This is a genomic window from Exiguobacterium sp. s34 (assembly GCF_018617435.1).
GTDB classification, from domain to species: Bacteria; Bacillota; Bacilli; order Exiguobacteriales; family Exiguobacteriaceae; genus Exiguobacterium; species Exiguobacterium aestuarii.
This window is the reverse complement of the sequence record NZ_JACSKE010000001.1, coordinates 227,012-242,535: the sequence shown is the minus strand read 5'-3', so window position 1 is coordinate 242,535 and position 15,524 is coordinate 227,012. Positions and strand designations below refer to the sequence as shown.

General features: G+C 50.1%; 21 protein-coding genes. 13 read left to right on the top strand and 8 right to left on the bottom strand.

Annotation, left to right across the window (positions count from 1 at the left end; genetic code table 11):
* Positions 1-13: 13 nt before the first annotated feature.
* Entirely contained in the window at positions 14-1,333 is a 1,320-nt protein-coding gene (locus KNO87_RS01180; RefSeq protein ID WP_214793390.1) for a PTS sugar transporter subunit IIC, read from the bottom strand.
* The gene (locus KNO87_RS01175) at positions 1,330-2,649 is read right to left on the bottom strand and encodes a 6-phospho-beta-glucosidase (protein WP_214786601.1); all 1,320 of its coding nucleotides are present in this window, start codon (positions 2,647-2,649) and stop codon (positions 1,330-1,332) included. The genes KNO87_RS01180 and KNO87_RS01175 overlap by 4 nt, the downstream gene beginning before the upstream one ends.
* A 174-nt stretch (positions 2,650-2,823) precedes the next feature.
* Here KNO87_RS01175 and KNO87_RS01170 point away from each other — a divergent pair, with 174 nt between their 5' ends.
* The 6 genes from KNO87_RS01170 (at position 2,824) to KNO87_RS01145 (ending at position 6,716) form a co-directional block, all read left to right on the top strand.
* Positions 2,824-3,540, top strand: coding sequence for a GntR family transcriptional regulator (locus tag KNO87_RS01170; RefSeq protein ID WP_214793393.1), 717 nt, complete (start codon positions 2,824-2,826; stop codon positions 3,538-3,540).
* 369 nt (positions 3,541-3,909) lie between these two features.
* Positions 3,910-4,314 (top strand): hypothetical protein, encoded by a 405-nt coding sequence (locus KNO87_RS01165; protein WP_214793396.1) that lies wholly within the window; start codon positions 3,910-3,912, stop codon positions 4,312-4,314.
* A 32-nt stretch (positions 4,315-4,346) separates the two neighbouring features.
* Positions 4,347-4,757, top strand: coding sequence for a hypothetical protein (locus KNO87_RS01160; RefSeq protein WP_214793430.1), 411 nt, complete (start codon positions 4,347-4,349; stop codon positions 4,755-4,757).
* A 124-nt stretch (positions 4,758-4,881) separates the two neighbouring features.
* Positions 4,882-5,583 (top strand): ABC transporter ATP-binding protein, encoded by a 702-nt coding sequence (locus KNO87_RS01155; protein WP_214793433.1) that lies wholly within the window; start codon positions 4,882-4,884, stop codon positions 5,581-5,583.
* On the top strand, positions 5,583-6,350 hold the full coding sequence (locus KNO87_RS01150) for an ABC transporter permease (protein ID WP_074035973.1): 768 nt from the start codon (positions 5,583-5,585) through the stop codon (positions 6,348-6,350). The genes KNO87_RS01155 and KNO87_RS01150 overlap by 1 nt, the downstream gene beginning before the upstream one ends.
* Before the next feature lie 3 nt (positions 6,351-6,353).
* Positions 6,354-6,716, top strand: a complete 363-nt coding sequence (locus tag KNO87_RS01145; RefSeq protein ID WP_214793436.1) for a VOC family protein — start codon at positions 6,354-6,356, stop codon at positions 6,714-6,716.
* Positions 6,717-6,916: 200 nt separating this feature from the next.
* On the opposite strand, the gene KNO87_RS01140 is transcribed toward KNO87_RS01145, so the two are convergent.
* The 6 genes from KNO87_RS01140 to KNO87_RS01115 all read right to left on the bottom strand — a co-directional run bounded on the left by KNO87_RS01140 (position 6,917) and on the right by KNO87_RS01115 (position 9,555).
* Positions 6,917-7,231, bottom strand: coding sequence for a hypothetical protein (locus KNO87_RS01140; protein WP_214793439.1), 315 nt, complete (start codon positions 7,229-7,231; stop codon positions 6,917-6,919).
* Between the two features lie 118 nt (positions 7,232-7,349).
* Positions 7,350-7,949 (bottom strand): short chain dehydrogenase, encoded by a 600-nt coding sequence (locus KNO87_RS01135; protein ID WP_214786614.1) that lies wholly within the window; start codon positions 7,947-7,949, stop codon positions 7,350-7,352.
* A gap of 68 nt (positions 7,950-8,017) precedes the next feature.
* Positions 8,018-8,377 carry a nuclear transport factor 2 family protein gene (locus KNO87_RS01130; protein ID WP_214793442.1) on the bottom strand — a complete coding sequence of 120 codons (360 nt, stop codon included), beginning with the start codon at positions 8,375-8,377 and terminating at the stop codon, positions 8,018-8,020.
* Positions 8,374-8,706, bottom strand: coding sequence for a DMT family transporter (locus KNO87_RS01125; protein ID WP_214782007.1), 333 nt, complete (start codon positions 8,704-8,706; stop codon positions 8,374-8,376). The genes KNO87_RS01130 and KNO87_RS01125 overlap by 4 nt, the downstream gene beginning before the upstream one ends.
* 11 nt (positions 8,707-8,717) lie before the next feature.
* Complete coding sequence (locus KNO87_RS01120) at positions 8,718-9,026, bottom strand: DMT family transporter (RefSeq protein WP_074036309.1); 309 nt, start codon at positions 9,024-9,026, stop codon at positions 8,718-8,720.
* Position 9,027: 1 nt separating this feature from the next.
* Positions 9,028-9,555, bottom strand: coding sequence for a TetR/AcrR family transcriptional regulator (locus KNO87_RS01115; protein WP_214786618.1), 528 nt, complete (start codon positions 9,553-9,555; stop codon positions 9,028-9,030).
* 116 nt (positions 9,556-9,671) lie between these two features.
* Between KNO87_RS01115 and KNO87_RS01110 the strand changes: the two genes are divergently transcribed.
* The 7 genes from KNO87_RS01110 to KNO87_RS01080 all read left to right on the top strand — a co-directional run bounded on the left by KNO87_RS01110 (position 9,672) and on the right by KNO87_RS01080 (position 15,521).
* Positions 9,672-10,163, top strand: a complete 492-nt coding sequence (locus KNO87_RS01110; protein ID WP_214793444.1) for a zinc dependent phospholipase C family protein — start codon at positions 9,672-9,674, stop codon at positions 10,161-10,163.
* A 71-nt stretch (positions 10,164-10,234) separates the two neighbouring features.
* Complete coding sequence (locus KNO87_RS01105; protein WP_214793447.1) at positions 10,235-10,522, top strand: hypothetical protein; 288 nt, start codon at positions 10,235-10,237, stop codon at positions 10,520-10,522.
* Between the two features lie 457 nt (positions 10,523-10,979).
* Entirely contained in the window at positions 10,980-11,990 is a 1,011-nt protein-coding gene (locus KNO87_RS01100; protein ID WP_214793450.1) for a siderophore ABC transporter substrate-binding protein, read from the top strand.
* Positions 11,991-11,999: 9 nt separating this feature from the next.
* A complete protein-coding gene (locus KNO87_RS01095; protein ID WP_214793453.1) occupies positions 12,000-13,004 on the top strand; it encodes an ABC transporter permease in 1,005 nt (334 codons plus the stop codon).
* Positions 13,001-14,059 (top strand): iron chelate uptake ABC transporter family permease subunit, encoded by a 1,059-nt coding sequence (locus KNO87_RS01090; RefSeq protein WP_214793456.1) that lies wholly within the window; start codon positions 13,001-13,003, stop codon positions 14,057-14,059. The genes KNO87_RS01095 and KNO87_RS01090 overlap by 4 nt, the downstream gene beginning before the upstream one ends.
* Positions 14,056-14,808: an iron ABC transporter ATP-binding protein gene (locus KNO87_RS01085; protein WP_012727166.1), complete on the top strand. Its 753-nt coding sequence runs from the start codon at positions 14,056-14,058 to the stop codon at positions 14,806-14,808. The genes KNO87_RS01090 and KNO87_RS01085 overlap by 4 nt, the downstream gene beginning before the upstream one ends.
* Before the next feature lie 17 nt (positions 14,809-14,825).
* Positions 14,826-15,521: a ferredoxin--NADP reductase gene (locus KNO87_RS01080; RefSeq protein WP_214793459.1), complete on the top strand. Its 696-nt coding sequence runs from the start codon at positions 14,826-14,828 to the stop codon at positions 15,519-15,521.
* Positions 15,522-15,524 lie beyond the last annotated feature (3 nt).

Here is a 15,524-nt window from a genome sequence, read left to right as displayed (position 1 = left end):
ATCGTTTCGGTTTTCACGAAATCTTTTCTCCTTCCTCGGTTGCAGCTTTGTTTTTGTTGATTTCGGCTGTCATCGCTTTCGCTCCTGCCATGACGAATGGGATGTACATGGCTGTTGCAATCGACAAGTTGACGATTTGAAGCAAGACACCACGGACGCTACCACCAGTAACGAGGTATCCGCTGATGATCGGTGGCGTCGTCCAAGGAACGATGGCGACCGTCTTCGGAACCATACCTGTCGAGAGTGCGACGTACGAGATAATTGTGAGCGTGACAGGCACTAAGATGAACGGTACAAGCATGATCGGGTTCAACACGATTGGGAGACCGAAGATGACCGGTTCGTTGATGTTAAAGAGACTCGCTGGTGTCGAGAGTTTTGCCACCTGGTGATACGGGTGATTCCGTTGCTTCCGGACGACGATAAAGATGGCGAGTAAGAGCGCGAACGTCGTACCCGATCCACCCATGAAGACGAACGCATCCAAGAAAGGTTTTGTGACCGTATATGGCACATCAAATGCAGACGTTCCGGCTTGGAAAGCCGCCAAGTTTTGTTCGATGAGTGGGAGATAAACCGGTTCGATGACCGCGCCGATGATGTTCGTCCCGTGGAGTCCGAAGAACCAAAGGATGTGGTTCAAGAACGCGATGACAAGGGCAGCTGGGAGCGAGTCCCCGAATCCTTGAAGCGGTTGTTGAATCGCTTTGAAGATGACTTCAAAGACACTGAGTTCGACGACGAGCGTCATGAACAGTTGGAAACCTGCGACGACCGTCAAGATGATCATCGATGGGATGAGCGCTTGGAACGAACGTGTGACCCCACCTGGTACACCTTCTGGCATCTTGATGGTCAATTTCGTATTGATGAGATAGCGGAACATCTCCGTGACGAGAATGGAGACGATGATGGCGACGAAGAGTCCTTGGGCGCCGAGCCATGCAAAGTTCAGACCCCAGTCAGCGGTGACAGGTACGAGCATGATGTATGAGGCGAGCGACAAAATCCCCGCCGCAAGTCCGTCAATCCCGTACGAACGGGCCAAGTTATACCCGATCGAGAAGGCGATCAGTAGACCGAGTATGGCGAAAGAAGCGTTCCAGATGCTTCCGCCGAGTCCTTGCCAGTTTCCTTCGCCGAACATGTTGTTCATTGAGCCGACGAAGTCGAGTGAGAGACTACCGATGTTGACAGCAGGGAAGTTGTTGATGAGGACCGCAAGCGACCCGACGATGATGAGTGGCATGACGGAGACGAACCCGTCACGGATGGCGACTAAGTGCCTTTGGGACCCGATGCGTCCCGCGATTTCAATAAACTTGTTCATGAATAAACCTCCTTCTTAAATTGGGGTAGGTACGCCTCGTGCGCTGTGAACAGATCCTTGAGAAGCGGGTCGATCCGTTTCTCGTCTTGGATGAGCGGGTTCATGAGGCAGGCAAGGTAGGCGTCCTCGTAAGAACCGGATACAGCTGCCTGGATGGCGAGCTGTTCAAACGTTTTTAAGTTCGTGATGAGTCCACGAATCGGGAGCGGTAAAGCCCCGATTGAAATCGGACGAGGACCCGACTTCGTGATGACGGCGTTCACTTCGATGACCGCGTCCTCTGGCAAGTCTCGAATCGTACCGTTGTTGAGCGTGTTGACCGTCTGGATGTCGCCACGGTCGTTGTGAATCGAGTCCATCAAATTACAGGCGGCATCTGAATAGTAGGCGCCCCCACGTTTTTCAAGCTCTTCCGGCTTGACGGCGAGATCGACATCTTTGTATTTCTCGAACAACTGCGCCTCGACTTGTTGGACGACTTCGGCACGGGTGCCGTTTTGTTCGTACGCCTCGAGATCTTTTTTCAACACATCTTTCGTCTGGAAATAGTACTGGTGATACGGGTTCGGTAACATGCCGAGTGACGAGAGGAACGATTCGCTCCATCCGAGACCGACGATATTTGCCGGCGAGTAGTCGTTCCCTGCGTTGAGTGAAGCGAGAACGTCACGCGTCCGATCCACGCCGTCGACCCACACGTGACGACCGAAGACGAAATGGTTCAATCCGATAAATTCAATCGCGACTCGTTCGACCGGCGTCTCGAGAATCTCTGCGACCGAGTTTCGCATGTTGAACGGGATGTTGCAGACACCGATGACCTTCTTATGAGATGAGTGCTTGAGTACGGCCTCGGTGACGATTCCTGCTGGATTGGTGAAGTTGACGAGCCAGGCGTCCGGGCAAATCTCGGCGACTTCGTTCGCCAAGTCAATCAAGACCGGGATGGTGCGGAACGCTTTGAATAATCCACCTGCGCCATTCGTCTCTTGTCCGATGAAGCCATGTTTGAGCGGAATTCGTTCGTCGAGCGCACGTGCCTTGAGTCCACCGACCCGTATCTGTGTCGAAACAAAATCTGCGCCGACGAGTGCAGCTCTCCGGTCGAGCGTCCAACTGAGTGTGATCTCGGCATTTGCCTTTTCGATCATCCGCTGGGCGAGACGACCGACGATTTCTAGTTTCTCCCTCCCTTCTTCGATATCGACGAGCACGATCTCACGAACAGGGAACGATGCTTGCCGATCAATCAATCCTTCGATGATTTCTGGGGTGTAACTTGATCCACCGCCGATGATGACGACCTTGACTGCCATGGTGCCAACTCCTCCTTTTGAAAGCGATTTCTTTTTGTCGTAACAAATATAACAAATAGTACAACTTTCGGCAATATAAAAAATACAAATAATACAATTTGTTTTTTGTATTTGCAATTGTATGTCTGCTGTATCACAATAAAGGAACCAACCCAACGTAAAGGAGATGGAGGTATGTCGCAATCGACGCTCCAAACCGCAATCAAGGATGAATTGTTGTCCCGCATCAAAAGCGGACACTATAAAGAAGGGGAGAAATTTCCGACGGAGTACGCGCTTTGTGAGGAGTTCGATGTGAGCCGGACGACGGTGCGCGGTGCTCTCAACCAGTTGACGACAGAAGGCTATCTGGTCCGTCAGCAAGGTCGCGGGACATTTGTCGCCGGAAAGAAAGTTCAGCAGACGCTGTCGTATACGCCGAACAACTATGCGGCCCAGCTTGCTGTCCAAGGGAAGCGTGGCCAAGTCGCGTTGATCGATATCTCCGTCATCTCGGCATCCGGTCAAATCGCATCGGTGTTTGAAACAGAGGACAATGCACCGATTCAAAAAATCGAGCGGATTCGTCATGCAGATGGAGAACCGACACAGTACGAGGTCTCGTTCATTCCGTGGAAGATTGCTCCAGGGATCACGAAGGAGCAGGCGGAGCATTCGCTCTTCCGAACACTCGCTGAGGTGCACGACGTCCATGTCGCCAAGACGACCGAGGCATTGGAGATCGCCCTTGCCGACGAGAAAGTGAGTACGCTCCTCAACTGCCCACTTGGGTCGCCATGCTTCCATATCGAGACGGTGACAGAAGATGAATCCGGACGGGCGATTGAATACTCGCGTTCCTATTTCCGTGGGGATAAGACGAGCTTCGTCATCGAACGAAATTATAATTAACAAAAGCGCTCGACTGTTTCGTATGGAAACGGTCGGGCGCTTTGTTCGTTTCACCTATAACAAAAAGAATCATGGGCATTTTGAGTGAACATGACTATGTTTAAGCACGATAAACATGTTCATTTTGTTCTGAGATGACTATGTTTATCAAGGAAATGAGTAGGAAATGAACACATTATACGGACAAGGGATTTCAAAATGTAACTCGAATGTTGTAACAGATGACATGATTCGAAAGGTGACAAATATGACCGTAACTACATTTGTTGGTTTCCTGATTTTTGGTCTCTTACTTTTAGGGTTGGGAATTCGCTCTAAAAATCGAAGAAAATAAATTCAAGTGAATGAATGACGAGTGGGGGCAGCTAGATGAATGAATGGGAAAAATGGATTCCGTTAGAATCCATTCCAGCATGTCTGTATAAAGAGTCACTATTGGACGATGGTGATTCTTTGCGAATTATCTTAAGTGACGAAACAGAGGGGCAGAAATATTCATTTCTGTTTGATGGTCTTGTACTTTCTTATCGAAACTCGGATGAAGGTTCTCGATTAAGGACGTTAGAGCATCTGCATCAGCATTATGCACATCTTGAGTACGGGAATTGGACATTATTCAAAATGAAAAATTCTAGTTATCTGGAATGGTTTGCCCAAGAGTCGTTGGGAAGATATGAGGGCATGGGTAAAGTGGAGCACTATGTTTTTCTTACATCAAATGATGTGATTGAAGTGCTATCCGCTGATCCTCCAGCAATAACAAAGATGGTCTAGCATAGATTTTATTTGCAAAGAAGGTGTAAGAAATGGCGATCGTAGAGCGTGCTGCATTGTTTTTTGAACTCTTTCCTCGAAAATATGAAGAAAAGGAAGACGATCCATTTATTTTTTCAACGTTAGCGTTATCGGTCGAATCGAGGGGGAGTTTTCACTTTTACGGTGCTTTACTCATGAAATCGGAGTATGAATATCTGATTTCACAAATTGCGCTCATGTTAGACGGAGAACTGAACAAATTCATTCTCAATCCTGTTGAACCGATTTTTAGAATGACAATTGAACGTGAAGAGGTAGTTCTATATAGGTTCATGCTCCGTTTCCAGACAGGTAAACCACGTGAATTAATCTTTTATATGAATGATTGTGAAATGAATAGATTCAAAGAGGAATTAAAAGAAGAAATGACTCAGATCCTTCCTCCACCATTTCTGCCTTAGAAATGTACATACCGAAACAGTAAACTGCTAATGATTGATTTTCTTGGATAGCCGATTCCGGACTGCATTCTGGACCACCTCATCCTCTCTTTTCTGTACACTAGAACCAGGAGGCGAGAGAAGTATGTCAATCATTGAATTCAAAGATGTGAGTCATCAAGACATCCTGCACCATGTGTCCGGGACATTTCGGGAAGGGCGGATCACGACGTTCGTCGGACCAAGTGGCGCCGGCAAAACGACGTGTCTGAAGCATATTAACGGATTGCTTTCACCCGATACGGGCACGATTTTATTCAAAGGGGAAGATATTGCGGAGATGGACATCCTCGAACTGCGAAAGAAAATCGGGATGGCGTTCCAAAGTGCACCGATGATTCAAGGGACGGTATATGACAACTTGAATCTTCCAAAAGCCATCTTCAACGAGACGCTCGACCGCGACCGTGCTGCCGAGTTGCTCCATCGCGTCGACTTGAGTGAGGCGCTCCTCAATCAACCCGTCAAATCACTGTCAGGCGGAGAACGAAGTCGGGTCGCCATCGCCCGGACGCTCGTCAATAAACCGGACGTGCTCTTGCTCGATGAGATCACGGCGAGCCTCGATTATCGGACGGTGAAAGAGATTGAGCGACTCATCCGAAAACTGCAACAATCGTACGGCGTAACCGTCATCTGGATCACCCATGACTTAGATCAGGCGCGTCGGGTGAGTGACGACATGTGGTTCTTGAAGGACGGGGAACTGCTTGCTTACGGGGACGCCTCGTTCATCGATGAGTCGGACAACCCTGTCATCCAACAATTCGTCAGGGGGGAAGATTGATGTCATACATTGAACTCGCGACAGCGCTCATCTTCGTCGTCATCCCGCTCGCCTTGACACTCGTCCTACGACTTGGGCTCGAGCGTGATATTATCATTGCGACCGTCCGCTCTATCATTCAGTTATTGATTATCGGCTATATCCTGACGTTCGTCTTTGAGAGCGATAGTCCGATTTTCATGCTGCTAATGATCTTACTGATGATTGTCGCGGCGACACAGAACATTCGACGAAAAGGGGACGGGATACCAGGTATCATGTGGATCATCGTCTTGACGCTCGTGACAATCGAAGCGCTGACGATGGGGCTCATGCTCGGGCTTGGGATCATTCCGTTTGAACCGGAAAAGGTCATTCCAATCAGTGGGATGGTCATCGGGAACAGTATGGTGTTGTCGCTCCTCTTCTTGAACAAGTTTAAAGACGAGGTCGAGCGGAGTGATGACGTCATCGAACTCATCCTCTCACTCGGCGGGACACCGAAAGTGGCCATCGACCGCAGTTTGAAGAATGCGATTCGCACGAGCATGATTCCGACCGTCGAGGCGCAAAAGACGATGGGACTCGTCCAACTGCCGGGGATGATGAGCGGTCTCATCATCGGTGGAGCCGACCCGATGGAAGCGGTACTATACCAACTTTTGATTCTGTTCTTAATTTTGACGACCGCTTCTATTTCGGCGACGCTCGTCGGCTATTTGGCGTATCCACGTCTGTTCAACGAGAAGATGCAGTATATCGGACTGACCTATCGGAAGGGGAAATGAGGCATGATCACAGGAATTCATCACGTCCAGCTCACGATTCCAACTGGAGCGGAACAAGAGGCGAAGGCATTCTATTGTGACTTTCTTGGTCTACATGAAATCGAGAAGCCGGACTCACTGAAAGGACGAGGTGGATTTTGGCTTCAGGTCGGCGACCGTTCCGTCCATGTCGGGGCAGAGGACAACGTGGAACGACAGAAGACGAAAGCACATATTGCGTATGCTGTGACGGATTTAGGTCACTGGAAGACAGCGCTTCGAGAGAAGGAGATTACTTACTCGGAAGGCATCCCGATTCCAGGGTTCGACCGATTCGAGTTCCGAGACCCGTTCGGTAATCGGATCGAAATGATTCAAGCGTTATAAAGAAAGGGAGTATCCAGCGCGGATGCTCCCTTTGTCGTTCTTCAAGAAATACCGAATAGCTGAGTCAATAGTCTCCATTGGTCTGGGTAGGCGTTACTGCCGCTATGTTCGTGAATCAGCTTTCCGTTGGCGTATACACTGAGATTCCACTGTGTACCATCTATAGTGATGACGCCTTCGGGTTCTTCGAACATGGCTGGTCAGCGATTCGTTCCGAGTGATTCAAACGTCATACGGATGTGTTCTGCTTCTTCGCCTTCGAAATACTTCAGTCCAAATTCTTCGGATATCGATAGATTAGATTGTTCGATGTGACGAAGGACGGTACCATTTTCAAAAAAGGTCAGGGTACTCACTTCAAACACACCAAAGCCACCGACACGGAAGACGGCCTCGATGGTCGATTGTTCCGGACGCTTTGGACGACCGATGAAGCGAAGTAGTCGACTTGGGAACGGATGACGGACGTATGGTGGAGGAACGTCGAAAAGATCGCGCAGTGTTTTGTGATTCATGAACATTCAACCCTTCTCGGGTATAAGATGTCCCGAGTATAGCGGAGTTCTTATAAATGAGTACGTAAAATAAAGTTCACGGTACGAAAAAAGCACCTCGCTAAGAGATGCTTTGCTGTTAATACACTTCGTACGTCTGTCCGGTCTGTGCGCCTTCGACGCTCTTCACGTAGGCGAGGGCGACCCGCTCACCTGGTACCGCCTCGTAACCACGGAAATAAGGTCCATATGAATCGAGGGCTTCGACGAGGACGTTTGGACTGACGTTGTTGATACGGATGCCCCGTGGCATCTCAATCGCCGCGCCGGTCACGAATCCTTTGATGGCACCGTTCGCGAGTGCCGCCGATGCACCTTCTTTGATGGGATCGTCCATCAAGATTCCGCTCGTCAGTGTGAAACTGCCGCCATCGTTCACATGATCGAGCCCGAGAAGGACGAGGTTGACCTGCCCTTTGATCTTGCTATCGATACTCTTCTGATTATCTGCAGGCGTCATCTCGGAAAGTGGGCCGAAATGTGTGCTGCCCGCTGTACTGATGACCGCGTCAACTTGGCCAACCGTCTCATACATCTGGCGGATGCTGTCTTCAGAAGTGAGGTCCACTTGAACGTCCGCCCCGTTACGTCCAGCCCGGATGATCGTATGTGTTTTCTCCAACTCTTTCGCGACGGCCTGACCGACCGTACCGCTTGCCCCAACGAGTAGAATGTTCATTCTGTATTTCCCCTTTCATCACGCATGATTTCCTATTCAGCGTAGCGGAAGGTGAGGATGTTCGGCAATCAAGTTGCCTCCGGCGGGACGACCGTGCCTTGGTGGAATCGCATCTTCCAACGTCCATCCACGAATACCCAAATCGAGCTACGGCGTGTTTCGCGCTTCAATACTGGTTGAACGAGACGATACGTCACCAAGACGTGACCTTTCGTTAACGGATGCAACGTGAATTCGGATAACACGGCCTCGATCGGGTCGAGCTGGAGTGTCGATTGATTCCAGTCTTGATACAGGATCCGTCCCGAGCTACCGATTTCAAAGAAGTCGTCGGTCAACAGTTCACGCAATCGCTCCGTCGACTGTCTGACTTCCGTCGAGAGTAACGCTTCTTCCAGTGTTTGAAGATGATCTGTCAACTCGTTCATGTCACGACTTCCTCTCTTCGTTGATTCATCACGATGACACCGAGGACGATCAATAAGAGACCGATGCCGTTCAATGCGGAGAGGACTTCTCCATACACGAATACCCCGATGAGACCCGTCGCTACCGTTCCGAGTCCGGCCCAGATGCTATAGGCGATACTGAGCGGAATCGTCTTCAAGACGATTCCCATGAGGGTGAACGAGGCAGCAAAACTGACTAACAGAATGGCGCTTGGAACCAGATTCGTAAACCCGTCCGATAGCTTCAACATCGATGTTCCGAGCACCTCGAATCCGATTGAAAAGAATAATAAGAGATATGCTTTCATTCCGATTCACCTCACACTTTCATCAAGACAAGCCCGATGATGACGAGCCCGATTCCAGCAATTTTTTGACGACTGATTTGTTCACGGAAGACGACAAACCCAATCACCGCCGTGAGTGCCGTCCCGACCCCACTCCAAAACGCATAGGCGAAACTGAGCGGAATGGTGAAGAGGGCGAGCGACAATAAATAAAACGCCGTCCCGTAGCCAAACGCGACCCCGAGAATCGGAAGCCGGCTCGTCGAGGTGGCGTTCACTTTCAACATGCTCGACCCGAACAGTTCCGAGGCGATGGCCCCGATCAAATAGATGAATCCCATGTTAGGAACCTCCTTGAATCAACTCATCACAGGCCTCTCGGATGAGGTTCGCTGCGCGATCTTTGAACGATTCGCTATATCCGTACAAAACGGCAAACCAGAACCCATCGCAAAGAAGTCTTAGTTTTAAAATCGCATCTTGATCTGGTCCGTCGACTGCAAATTTTTCATTCCAATCAGTCGAGACCTTACTCCAAATCGATTCGCTCGCCGCATCCTCTTGGGACGAGATGAAGACGGCGATGAGGTCCGTGTCCCCATGGTCGACATCATCTAATGTGGCGAGGGCGTATGCACGTGTGAACGGATACGGACCATCCGACAGATGTTCTTTGATTCGGGTTTCGAACGTCTCAATTGCGAGCTCATTCATCTGACGCAACAAGTTGGCCTTACTGTCAAAATGATAGAGGACACCGGCTTTTGTGATGCCCGCTTTCGTCGCCAATCGCTCGAGCGACAACTGACTGATGCCGTCCTCTCGAATCATTTGAGCGGCCGTTTGTAACAATAATTGCTTTTTACTCATCTATTCGCACCTCACTTTTACTTTACTGACCGTTTAGTAAAGTCATCCTATCAAATATTGATTCAGGTTGTCTAGCGAAATGACTGGTGGAATAATGTGGGAAAGGGGGTGTTGATATGGGCTCACATTTGATGCATCTCGTGATCGCGAGTGAGATGGCAGAAGAGTTACCAGAACTCGATGAGGTAGCATTCATTCTAGGAAGTCTCGCACCGGACGCGACGACCGAAAAAGGAGATTCACATTACTATGCGGGGCGTCACGACGATTTATCACGTCGTCTCGATCTCAATCAATATTGGCGTGATAGTGAAGGAGAAGACATCTCATTTCGACTCGGCTACTATGCCCATCTTGTCGCGGATGAGATTTGGTTGCAAGGGTTCTATAAAAGTTGGTTGAAGGAAGTCATCACCCAGCATCCAGAAAAACAGGCTGCCTATTATGCGGACTTTGATGCGTATAACGCCCGCCTGTCGAAACGACTCGGGAAGTTTGATTTCGAACGATTGAAAGGGAATCCGACTTTCGATGAACTAATCGCAAAAGTCGAGCGGGACGCAGCGATGACAGAAGAAGGGACATATACGATGTTCTTGCCGCACTAGTTCGACGGCTATGTCGATACGTGTGTTCGCCGCTGTCTTGAGATGGTCAGACGGAAGCGGGCGATGCTCGTATGAAGAGGCGATACGCACCACTATACGCGACGCTCGGACTATTTATCTTGACGATCATCACCTTCTTCACTCTGAACGGACGGGTATTTCCGAACCTCGAGTTGATGACGGTCATCTGGGTGTATGTTGCGATTGATGTCTTATTGTTCGTCACGTTGATTTGGGGATTGTTCTTGAAAGATCAATTGGTCAAAATATACACGATTCTTACGAACATCGGATTGATCATTCCGTTATCGATTTGGATTTACCTGTTGCTACTGGCGAACGGGATCTCGGAGGCGTGAGTGAAATGACTGAAAATGAGAAAAAATTACCCTTTGTTGCACGAACGGTCCCATTTTTAATTGGTTGTCTGATTTTTGGCCCAATTGGATTGGTGATTCTGCTGTTCATGTGGAGTCGATTGGACAGAAATGATCGAGTCATTTATTTGATTGCGGCTTTCTTCTTCACATTACTTGACCTTCTCGACTATTTTACAGATGGTCTACTTTATTATTTGGTTTAAGAAAGCGGAAATCTCCACTTTCTTTTTTTTTGTGCGCTTTTATAGAAGGAAGAATTCTCCTATCCGAATCTTGTCAATTTGGCGTTGCGCATCCTAATTTTGTTTGTTATGCTACTTGATGAAAACGACAATGATAATCATTATCACTTAAAATGAGAGCGAATAGAAAGACATACATAATCAGCGTGACTCATTCCGAGTGTGAGAATCATTGAAATTTACATACAGAGGAGATGGATAAAGTGGGGAAATTTAAACTTTCACTCATGTTGACGTTGCTCGTCTTCGTACTCGCGGCATGTGGCGGCACGAGCGAGACGAAGCAAGAAGAGAACGTCGACGGCGCAACAAAAACAGAGACAGTCGAGATTACAGACGCACACGGCACAATCGAGGTACCGGTCAATCCGGAGAAGGTCGTCGCCCTTGATAACCGGACATTCGAAACATTAGCAGCATGGGATATCGACTTGGTGGCGGCACCAATTGGACTCCTTCCGGCTGAGTCACCATATGCAACAGACAAGGATATCGCAGACGTTGGCATGCACTTTGAGCCGAACTTAGAGGCGATTGCGGGAGTGGACCCGGACGTCGTCATCGTCGGTCAACGTTTCGCGGATTACTACGAGGACATCAAAAAATTAGTACCAGAGGCAGCGGTCATCGATTTGAACATCGAGATCCCAGAAGATTCAGGTACACCGGGTGAGATTTTAGTCAAAGGATTGACAGACACGACGCTCACGCTCGGGAAAATCTTTGACAAAAACACAGAAGCCGAAACAATCGTAGCGGACCTCGACAAGTCGATCGAAGACGCGAAAGCAGCATATAACGGAGAAGACACAATCATGTCAGTCATCGTATCGGGCGGAGACATCGGATTCTCAGCACCGGTGACGGGACGTGTGTTCGGACCGATGTACGACATCTTCGGATGGGTACCGGCACTTGAAGTCGAGAAGAAGACGGGAGACCACGAAGGTGATGAAGTATCGGTCGAAGCGATTGCGGAAAGCAATCCGGACTGGTTGTTCGTTCTCGACCGCGACGCACCACTTGGTGATGCAGAAGGCGCCGTACCAGCAGAGGATGTCATCGATAACGCTCCGGCCCTTCAAAAAACAACAGCTGTGACTGAAGATCAAATCGTTTACGCGCCGAAAGATACGTACTTGAACGAATCGATTCAAACGTACTCTGAATTCTTCAACAGTGTCACGGAAGCGCTCACGAAGTAAGGTTCGATTATGCAAAAACCGTTGACAGCTAGGGTTGAGACGACGTCTCAGCCCTCCTTTTCTAAATTGTGGACGAAGTCGTTCGTTGTCACCGTTATCATCGTCCTCGGTTTGGCGGTGCTGTCACTCTTTACCGGAGTATATGACTTATCCCGGACAGACGGCTTCGATATGTTTTGGATCACCCGCGTCCCACGTACGGTTGCGCTCATGTTGACGGGTGCGGCGATGGCGATGGCGGGGCTCGTCATGCAGCTCATCACCCAAAATCGGCTCGTCGAACCGACGACGACCGGGACGCTCGAATGGGCAGGACTCGGTTTACTTACCGTGTACTTGCTCGTTCCAGCACCGAGCCTCATGATGCGGATGACCGGGGCCATCGTCTTTTCGTTCATCGGAACGATGGTCTTCTTCTGGTTCTTACGTTCGGTCAAACTTCGCTCGTCTCTCATCGTGCCGATTATCGGGCTCATGTTAGGGGCGGTCATCTCCGCCATCTCGACGTTCCTCGGCCTGTTTTTCCGCGCAAGCCAAGCAATCGAGGGCTGGTTCGTCGGATCATTCGCTTCGGTGCAGATTGGGCGCTATGAATATTTATGGGTCATCATCGTCGTGACGGTACTCATCTTTCTACTGGCGAACCGCTTGACGCTCGCCGGGCTCGGAGAAGACATTGCAACGAGTCTTGGCGTGAATTACAACCAATTGATGATGATTGCGACCGGGCTCATCGCCTTATCGGTCGGCGTCGTGGCGACGGTCATCGGGAATTTACCATTCCTCGGCCTCATCGTCCCGAACCTCGTCTCGATGTTCCGAGGGGATGACTTACGCAGCAATCTGCCGTGGGTCTGTCTTGTTGGGATGGGTGCGATTCTCGTGAGTGACTTAATCTCGCGGACGATCATCATGCCGTTCGAACTCCCGGTCTCCCTTATTCTCGGGACGGTCGGTGCGTTCGTCTTTATCATGATTTTATTGAGGCAACGGAAAAAGGGAGGGGTTCGATGAGTACGGTCATTGAACGAGATGGTGTTGAAGTGAAAGTCGGGGATTTGAGGGAAGAACGTCATGCCTCGGCGTTTCAATCAAAACGGGCTTCACGGCGCTACTGGCTCTTTTTAAGTGCGTTTATTCTCGGGGGCCTCTTGTGCGCGCTCGGCCTTCTCCTTTACAACAACCCAGTCTCCATCGATTCGCCGTCATTCGTTCCGGTCGTCGAACGTCGAATCGTCGCCATTGTGACGATGTTGATTGCGGCACTGTGCCAAAGTCTTGCTACGATCGCCTTCCATTCGGTGACGAACAACCGCATCATCACGCCGTCGTTACTCGGGTTCGATGCGCTCTACTCGACGATTCAGACGAGCATGGTGTTTTTCTTCGGGGCGGGGGCGTTAATCGGATTCTCGGGGACGGGCGCCTTCTTGACGCAAGTCGGGCTCATGGTGACGATGAGTCTTCTCTTATATGGATGGCTCTTATCGGGGAAATACGCCAACCTTCAACTCATGTTGCTTGTTGGAATCATCATCGGGACGGGACTGAACTCGGTGTCGTCGTTCATGCGCCGCATGCTCGCACCGTCCGAGTTCGATATCCTGCAGGCACGACTGTTCGGTTCGGTGACGAATGCCGACGTGGCATACTTCCCGATCGTCATCCCGATTGTCATCATTGCCGGGACACTCTTGTTCCTGTTCTCAAATCGCTTGAACATTGTCGCACTCGGTAAGGACGTCGCGACGACGTTTGGGGTGAATCATCGGAGAAGCGTCATCTATACGCTCGTCTTGATCTCACTCCTCATGTCGGTCTCGACAGCGCTCATCGGGCCGCTCACGTTCTTCGGCTTTTTGGTGGCGACACTCAGTTATCAGGTCGCTTCGACATATGACCATAAGTACGTCTTCCCGATGGCGTTCGCGTTAGGGTTCTTCGTCCTGACGAGCGCGTATTTCTTCATGTATCACATATTCCAGACGCCAAGTGTCGTCTCCGTCATCATCGAACTATTCGGCGGACTCATCTTCTTGGCCGTCATTTTACGAAAGAGGTCGCTATGATTCAAATCGAACAAGTCAAAAAATCGTATACAGACGACGTCCACATCGGACCGCTCACACTCGACATCCCAAAAGCCGGGTTCACTTCACTCATCGGGCCGAACGGGGCAGGGAAGTCGACGACGCTCATGATGATTGGGCGGTTGCTCAACTTAGATGAAGGACAGATTCAAGTCGCCGGGATGGACGTATCGAGCACGAAGTCGAAGGACTTGGCGAAAATTATCACGATTCTTCGTCAGGAGAACCATTTCGTGACGCGCCTCACAGTCCGGCAACTCGCAGGCTTCGGTCGTTTCCCGTACTCGAAAGGGCGGCTCACGAAAGAAGATGAGGCCATCATCTCCAAATATATCGACTTCCTCGACTTAACAGCGCTCGAGAATCGTTATCTCGACGAACTCTCAGGGGGACAAAGACAGCGGGCGTATGTGGCGATGGTGCTCTGTCAGGAAACGGAGTACGTCCTCCTCGATGAGCCGCTGAATAACCTAGATATCGCTCGTTCGGTCCAGATGATGGAATACTTACGTCACGTCGCCGACGAGTTTGGACGGACAATCGTCACGGTGCTTCACGATATCAACTTCGCAGCGAAGTATTCGGACCGCATCTGTGCGATGAAGGACGGGCAAATCGCTGCATTCGGAACGGTCGATGAGATTATGGACGCAAAGATTTTATCGGATATTTTTGAGACGAAACTCGAAATCATCGAAGGGCCGTATGGGCCGATTGCGGTGTATTAACGAAAGGGAGAATTCACATGAAAATTGACTGGACACCAATCACAAAAGTCGTAAACGAAGCACCCAATACATACACGTTCTATCTCGCGTTGCCACCTGAGTTCACGTGGCAAGAAGGGGCGCACACGCATCTCGCGCTTGAAGGGTTCAATGCGGGAGACAAGCCAGACCGGAGCCTCGTCCGCCACATGTCGATCTCCACATTGCCGCACGAAGGGGCAATCGGGATCACGACCCGCATCAAGTCAGACTGTTCACCATTCAAATCTACCCTTCGCGACATGGTGCCTGGGGACAAGGTCGCCTTGTTCAAGACACATTCAAACGTCCCGCTCGAGCGGAGCGGGAAAAACATCTACCTGTTATCAGCAGGTGTCGGTCTCGCAACGTTCCGTCCGATTGTCCTCGACTATTTGGCGAACGGGGAAGGCGTGCCGCATCTCCATTCGTTGAACGTCGATTCGTCGAAGGCGTATCTGTTCGGTGACGTCTTTGAATCGAACGAGCACTTCACTTCAGAGTTCGTGCCGAGTCGGAAAGACTACTATGAACGAATTGAAGCGTTGGCTGCCGATCAAAACGGATTATTCTATGTCGTCGGCAGTGACGAACTGTTGCGCGAGACAATCCATGTGCTCCGGACGAACGGGGTGGCCTGTGACAATATCAAGATCGACAAGCATGATTTTCAACGTGAGGACTTTTTAGGATGACAC

Excerpts from the sequence above, each read along its gene's own strand:
- KNO87_RS01145 (WP_214793436.1), top strand. The coding sequence starts at position 6,354 with ATGATCACAGGAATTCATCACGTCCAGCTCACGATTCCAACTGGAGCG.
- KNO87_RS01160 (WP_214793430.1), top strand. The coding sequence starts at position 4,347 with ATGGCGATCGTAGAGCGTGCTGCATTGTTTTTTGAACTCTTTCCTCGA.
- KNO87_RS01080 (WP_214793459.1), top strand. The coding sequence starts at position 14,826 with ATGAAAATTGACTGGACACCAATCACAAAAGTCGTAAACGAAGCACCC.
- KNO87_RS01125 (WP_214782007.1), bottom strand. The coding sequence starts at position 8,706 with ATGAAAGCATATCTCTTATTATTCTTTTCAATCGGATTCGAGGTGCTC.
- KNO87_RS01140 (WP_214793439.1), bottom strand. The coding sequence starts at position 7,231 with ATGAATCACAAAACACTGCGCGATCTTTTCGACGTTCCTCCACCATAC.
- KNO87_RS01115 (WP_214786618.1), bottom strand. The coding sequence starts at position 9,555 with ATGAGTAAAAAGCAATTATTGTTACAAACGGCCGCTCAAATGATTCGA.
- KNO87_RS01170 (WP_214793393.1), top strand. The coding sequence starts at position 2,824 with ATGTCGCAATCGACGCTCCAAACCGCAATCAAGGATGAATTGTTGTCC.
- KNO87_RS01105 (WP_214793447.1), top strand. The coding sequence starts at position 10,235 with ATGAAGAGGCGATACGCACCACTATACGCGACGCTCGGACTATTTATC.
- KNO87_RS01090 (WP_214793456.1), top strand. The coding sequence starts at position 13,001 with ATGAGTACGGTCATTGAACGAGATGGTGTTGAAGTGAAAGTCGGGGAT.
- KNO87_RS01165 (WP_214793396.1), top strand. The coding sequence starts at position 3,910 with ATGAATGAATGGGAAAAATGGATTCCGTTAGAATCCATTCCAGCATGT.
- KNO87_RS01130 (WP_214793442.1), bottom strand. The coding sequence starts at position 8,377 with ATGAACGAGTTGACAGATCATCTTCAAACACTGGAAGAAGCGTTACTC.
- KNO87_RS01095 (WP_214793453.1), top strand. The coding sequence starts at position 12,000 with ATGCAAAAACCGTTGACAGCTAGGGTTGAGACGACGTCTCAGCCCTCC.
- KNO87_RS01150 (WP_074035973.1), top strand. The coding sequence starts at position 5,583 with ATGTCATACATTGAACTCGCGACAGCGCTCATCTTCGTCGTCATCCCG.
- KNO87_RS01100 (WP_214793450.1), top strand. The coding sequence starts at position 10,980 with ATGGATAAAGTGGGGAAATTTAAACTTTCACTCATGTTGACGTTGCTC.
- KNO87_RS01180 (WP_214793390.1), bottom strand. The coding sequence starts at position 1,333 with ATGAACAAGTTTATTGAAATCGCGGGACGCATCGGGTCCCAAAGGCAC.
- KNO87_RS01120 (WP_074036309.1), bottom strand. The coding sequence starts at position 9,026 with ATGGGATTCATCTATTTGATCGGGGCCATCGCCTCGGAACTGTTCGGG.
- KNO87_RS01135 (WP_214786614.1), bottom strand. The coding sequence starts at position 7,949 with ATGAACATTCTACTCGTTGGGGCAAGCGGTACGGTCGGTCAGGCCGTC.
- KNO87_RS01155 (WP_214793433.1), top strand. The coding sequence starts at position 4,882 with ATGTCAATCATTGAATTCAAAGATGTGAGTCATCAAGACATCCTGCAC.
- KNO87_RS01175 (WP_214786601.1), bottom strand. The coding sequence starts at position 2,649 with ATGGCAGTCAAGGTCGTCATCATCGGCGGTGGATCAAGTTACACCCCA.
- KNO87_RS01110 (WP_214793444.1), top strand. The coding sequence starts at position 9,672 with ATGGGCTCACATTTGATGCATCTCGTGATCGCGAGTGAGATGGCAGAA.
- KNO87_RS01085 (WP_012727166.1), top strand. The coding sequence starts at position 14,056 with ATGATTCAAATCGAACAAGTCAAAAAATCGTATACAGACGACGTCCAC.